We start from the raw sequence: 4,276 nt of genomic DNA, 5'->3' as shown, positions 1-4,276 counted from the left end.
ATAAGTTCCTAAGCGCGCACCTGCACCCGTGAGGGGTTAAGTACCTTTAACGACAGAGTGGGATCAATTCTCGTTTAATCGTTTGGAACAACCTGTGGCAGGGGTTACAGCACCATTTGCCCAATAGCCTCCAAGCTTTTCAAGAGAGCTTTCTATGGGGTACCCACACCCAAAACTGCTGCAAAGCGCGAGCGAGAATCGGATATTCCTGCAGCTGGACTGCGGCAACCAGTTGGCGTTTAGGGGGCTAAGACAAAGTTCACTAACTTGCCGGGAACGACAATCACTTTTTTGATCGTTTTGCCTGCTAGGTAGCGTTGGCCAATCTCTGACTGCTTGGCAGCTTCCTCAAGTTCAGCTTGGCTGGCGGTGGCAGGCACTTGGATCGCGCCACGGGTTTTGCCCATGACCTGAATAACAAGGGTGATTTCATCGGCAACGAGGGCAGTGGGGTCTGCTTTTGGCCAAGGTTGGCGGTGGATGGAGTCGCTGCCCCCCAGTTGTTGCCAGAGTTCTTCGCTGATGTGGGGAGCAAAGGGGGCAAGTAGGGTGAGTAAGGTTTGGATGCCTTCGCTATATACCCCAGAGGTGTAGCAGTCGGCACTACTGAGGGCATTGCTAAGTTTCATCAGTTCAGCAACAGCGGTATTGAGTTGATAGTCGCCTTCGAGATCGTCGCTAATTTCTTTGATGGCAGTGTGAATGGCACGGCGCAGGTCTTTTTCCGCTTTAGTCAGGGTAGTGGGTAGGGGTTGGCCAAGCTGACCGCCATTGGCTTTAAAGGTTTCCACAAGGCGCCAAACGCGGTTGAGGAAGCGAAATTGGCCTTCAACATCGGCATCGTCCCATTCAAGATCTTTTTCGGGGGGCGCTTTGAAGAGAATAAACATCCGTGCGGTGTCGGCACCGTACTGTTGGATGACATCGCCGGGGGCAACGCCGTTGTACTTGGACTTGGACATTTTTTCATAGACCACCTCTAGGGCTTCCCCTGTATCGGGGTCGGTGGGTTGGTTGAGATCGGCAATGCGGCTGGGAATGACGTATTTACCGGTTTTGGGATTTTTGTAAGTGCGTCCTTGAACCATACCTTGGGTGAGGAGACGTTGAAAGGGTTCACTGACATGAACCAACTGGCGATCGCGCAAAACTTTGGTGAAAAAGCGCGAGTAGAGCAAATGCAGAATGGCGTGCTCAATCCCCCCCACGTACTGATCCACCGGCAACCAGTCCTTAATGGCTGCTGGGTCAAAGGGGGCCTCACTGTTGCGAGCATCGGCGTAGCGGAAGTAGTACCAAGAGGAGTCAATGAAGGTATCCATTGTGTCCGTTTCCCGCTGGGCAAGGGTACCACATTTCGGGCAGGGAACATCCCGCCATGCAGCAAGTTTCGCCAAGGGAGAAGGGCCACGACCGGTAAACTCCACTTCCTCGGGGAGCAGCACGGGTAATTCTGAGCGTGGCACAGGCACCGCCCCACACTGCGGACAGTGAATGATGGGAATGGGGACACCCCAATAGCGTTGGCGGGAAATGAGCCAATCCCGCAGCCGATACTGCACTTGCTGCCGTCCCCAGCCTTGGGTGGTTGCATATTCGGTAATGGCTGCTTTAGCTGCGGTGGAGTCCATGCCATCAAATGGGCCACTGTTGATCAACCTCCCCGGCTCCGTATAGGCGGCCTTGAGGCGGGCACTGGCTTTGCCGTCTGGGGGGATGATCACTTGGCGAATGGGAAGCCTGTGGGCTTTGGCAAATTGAAAGTCCCGCTCATCGTGGGCAGGCACGCCCATCACGGCACCGGTACCGTATTCATAGAGGACATAATCAGCAATCCAGATCGGGATTTCTTCACCGGTAAAGGGGTTCAGGGCTTTGCCACCGGTGGCCACACCCCGCTTGGGGCGATCGCCCGCTGTGCGTTCCAGTTCACTTTCCTGTTGGACACTGGCAATAAAGGCCTCAACGGTTTTGCGGCGGCGACTCGTGGTTACTTTCGGTGTGAGGGGATGTTCGGGTGCCAGCACCACGTAGGTCACCCCATAGACGGTATCGGGACGGGTGGTAAAAACAGCAATTTTCTCATCACTGCCAACAATTGGGAATTCCAGATAGGCACCCGTGGACTTGCCGATCCAGTTGGCCTGCATCAATTTCACCCGCTCTGGCCAGCCGGTCAGTTGTTCCAAGTCATTCAATAGTTCTTCGGCATAGGCGGTAATTTTCAGGAACCATTGCTTGAGCAATCGCCGTTCCACTAAGGCGCCCGATCGCCACGATCGCCCTTCGCTATCTACCTGCTCATTGGCTAAAACTGTTTGATCCACGGGATCCCAGTTCACTGCCGCTTCCTTCTGGTAGGCCAAGCCCGCCTCAAAGAACTCCAGAAAGAGCCATTGCGTCCAGCGGTAGTAGTCAGGGTCACAGGTGGCCACTTCCCGTTCCCAGTCGTAGGAGAGGCCAAGGCGTTGCAGTTCTTGGCGCATTTGGGCAATGTTTTGCTGTGTCCAGACGCGAGGATGAATCCCCCGTTCAATGGCGGCATTTTCTGCCGGTAGGCCAAAGGCATCCCAGCCCATCGGGTGGAGAACGCGATAGCCCTGCATCCGCCGACAGCGGGCAATGACATCGGTAATCGTATAGTTGCGGACGTGCCCCATGTGCAGATTCCCAGAGGGGTAGGGAAACATCGAGAGGGCATAGAATTTGGGCTTTTTCGGATCGGTGTCGGTGCGATCGATCTGGCGTGCAGCCCATTCCTGTTGCCACTTGGCCTCAATCACTTGGGGGTCGTAGCGATCGTCCACAACAGTTTTCCCGAAAGAACAGCTTATCTATTGTATCTGGCACGTTCCTCTCCAAGATACGGCACCAGTGGTCTTAGCTTGCCGGTGCCGCAATGGGGCGTAGCCGATAGCCTTGACCATAGACCGTTTGAATCAGTGAGGGTTCATCGGGATGCTCAATTTTGCGGCGTAGCAGTCGAATCTGGGCGGCCAATAGGTTGCGATTGACACAGGGCTGCTCCGGCCACAGTTGACTGGCAATCAATTCATGGCTGAGGAGTTCCGTGGGGTGCTTGAGAAAGAGCGCCAAAAGTGCGGTTTCCTTTTCCGAGAGACAGATGCACTGTTGCCCGCGGTAGAGCAAACGACCTTCAACATCTAAACGCAAATCCTGCCAGCAAAGAATAGGGGCCGTACATCCCATGGTATGCCGCCGTCGCAGGAGTGCTCGTACCCGTGCCAGCAATTCCCGCAGCTCAAAGGGTTTAACCAAGTAATCATCAGCACCGGCATCTAGACCCCGCACCCGGTCATCCACGGTATCTCGAGCAGTGAGAAAGAGAACAGGGGTCTCATCACCAGCTTGGCGCAATCGTTGACAAAGTTCTAGCCCCGTGGGCGGTGGCACCATCCAATCCAAAATCAAGAGGTGGTAGGGGCGCTGCGTTTGCCAGTAGGTTTGAGCCGTTTCACCATCGTAGGCCACGTCAACGTGGTAGCCCTCTTGGCGCAGGATGTGACCCAAGGGATCGGCTAGCTCCGTTTCATCCTCTAGCAGCAGAATATGCTCCACAACATCAATTGATGACCAGCGGACACGAAAATTTTAGCGAAATCCTCTTGAGTTAGTCCGCTGCTTGTAGCAACTGAGGTGGAACAGGAACTCCCGCTGCGATCGCCTCCGCTGGGAGTGGGGGTACAAGGCGAGAACAGTAGAGAAGAAAGTGCTCTAGCCAAATTTGCAGGAGGTCTTGCTGCTCCTCGTTGAGGTAGCGATCAGGAGCAGGCACTTGCTCAGTGTAAAAGGTCTCAACCTGAATCGTGCGCAGCCAAGGATGGGTCGGGCGGCTAATCAACCAGTAGTTACGCACAAGGGCGCGACCGAGGTGATTCTGGACGATCTGGCTTGCCTTTCTAAACCATGGCAGATAGTTTTGCAGGGTCTGTACCACTGGTGGCGTAAACAAGGAGCGTACTGCGGATGTCACGCCAAGCAGGTTAAGGATTTCACTCTCTAGGGCCAAGAGGTAGGCCAAATTGATGGGGAGAGACGCCTTAGCCTGACAGTAGGACATCAGCAGTGTTTCTAGGGTGGCACGGGTTGCTTCTGGGAGTCCCTCAATCAGGGGAAGAAGCTGATTTTCAGTTCGCAGGGGGCTGTCAGAGAGGGTTGCGGCTTGGCGTTGACAGATTTCCTTGAGCGTACTGAGGAGTAAAGGAGGTAAGAGCATAGTCAAAGGAGTTAGTTCAAGAAACTCCAAGAGATTTTA

At 54.5% G+C, this 4,276-nt stretch carries 3 protein-coding genes; all 3 read right to left on the bottom strand.

Annotated features, from left to right (window positions below; translation table 11 throughout):
- Nucleotides 1-239: 239 nt before the first annotated feature.
- Nucleotides 240-2,807, bottom strand: a complete 2,568-nt coding sequence (gene leuS, locus IGQ15_RS01635; protein ID WP_297048019.1) for a leucine--tRNA ligase — start codon at nt 2,805-2,807, stop codon at nt 240-242.
- A gap of 73 nt (nt 2,808-2,880) precedes the next feature.
- Complete coding sequence (locus IGQ15_RS01630; protein ID WP_297048017.1) at nt 2,881-3,579, bottom strand: response regulator transcription factor; 699 nt, start codon at nt 3,577-3,579, stop codon at nt 2,881-2,883.
- A gap of 52 nt (nt 3,580-3,631) precedes the next feature.
- Nucleotides 3,632-4,237, bottom strand: a complete 606-nt coding sequence (locus IGQ15_RS01625; RefSeq protein WP_297048015.1) for a hypothetical protein — start codon at nt 4,235-4,237, stop codon at nt 3,632-3,634.
- Nucleotides 4,238-4,276 lie beyond the last annotated feature (39 nt).

It is taken from the genome of Thermosynechococcus sp. M98_K2018_005, from assembly GCF_015295825.1.
GTDB lineage: Bacteria > Cyanobacteriota > Cyanobacteriia > Thermosynechococcales > Thermosynechococcaceae > Thermosynechococcus.
This window is presented reverse-complemented; position numbering and strand designations above follow the sequence as displayed.

Excerpts from the sequence above, each read along its gene's own strand:
- IGQ15_RS01625 (WP_297048015.1), bottom strand. The coding sequence starts at position 4,237 with ATGCTCTTACCTCCTTTACTCCTCAGTACGCTCAAGGAAATCTGTCAA.